This is a genomic window from Nonomuraea aridisoli (assembly GCF_003236395.1).
Classification (GTDB): domain Bacteria; phylum Actinomycetota; class Actinomycetes; order Streptosporangiales; family Streptosporangiaceae; genus Nonomuraea; species Nonomuraea aridisoli.
Map to the genome: position 1 here is coordinate 1 of NZ_POUD01000597.1, position 965 is coordinate 965.

The window sequence follows — 965 nt, forward strand, 5'->3', positions numbered from 1 at the left end:
GGGAGCCGGTGGGGTGCCCGCGTACACGCTGCTGTTCGCCGCCGTCGGTGGCGCGGCGCTCACGTGGGCCGCGCTGCGGCTGCCGCCGCGTTCCCGGCGTGGGTCCGGTGCGGCCGATACCTCAGCGGACGGCGTCTCCGCATAGGGGAGGCCGCCGGGGGTGCGCCCGCGGTGCTCACCTTCCCGAGTGGCGTTCCCCCGGCGTGGGTGTGTCCTGCGGCGCTCTCCCCCGAATCGCGTTCCCCGGCGTGGGTGTGCTCTGCGGGCGCGCGCCGACGAGGGAGCCTGACGGGTCAGCGCATCCGCACGATCAGGCGGCGGATCTTGCGCAGGTCGCGTAGCCGGTGCTCGTACGTCGCGCCCGTGAACAGCAGGAACGCGCCCGCCACCGCGATCGGCAGCCAGCGCGGCCCCTCGCCCACGAAGGCGGCCAGCGCGGGGGCGAACTCCTGGGCCGCCGTCACCACCAGCACGATCCCGCCGAGGATCAGCGGTGCCTGCAGCCGGGCCCGCGCGCCGGCCAGGGTGGCGGCGAACGCGGCCACGCCGAGCAGCAGCGGGCGGACGAGGCCGGGGTCGTTCCAGGTGGCGTACAGGCTGGGCAGGAACGTCAGCGCCAGCGCGGTGCCGTACCCGGTCCACGAGGACAGGCCCGGGTCGCGCCGCCTGGCCAGCCAGGCCACGACCAGCCCGGCCACCGACAACGGCACCGTGTACGCCTCGGGAGCGGTCACGTCGGAGAGCGCCAGCCGCAGCCAGAGGGCGAGCTGCAGCAGCACCAGCCCCGGCCACACGGCCCGCCGCCGGTCCCGGCGCAGGGCGACGGCGAGCGCCGTCACACCGCAGCAGGCCAGCGCCACGCACAGGAACGCCGGATCCGCGGCGGCCATGACCACCGCCACCCCGGCCAGCCCCCACCCGGCCACCTCGACCCCCACGCCGGCCCGCACACCCCGGTCGAGGGC

General features: G+C 77.1%; 1 protein-coding gene. It reads right to left on the reverse strand.

The genetic code is table 11. From position 1 onward, the window contains the following. Positions 1–293 precede the first annotated feature (293 nt). Positions 294–965, reverse strand: a 672-nt coding sequence (locus C1J01_RS50900) for an SCO7613 C-terminal domain-containing membrane protein (protein ID WP_369122776.1), incomplete at its 5' end; no start/stop codon positions are given.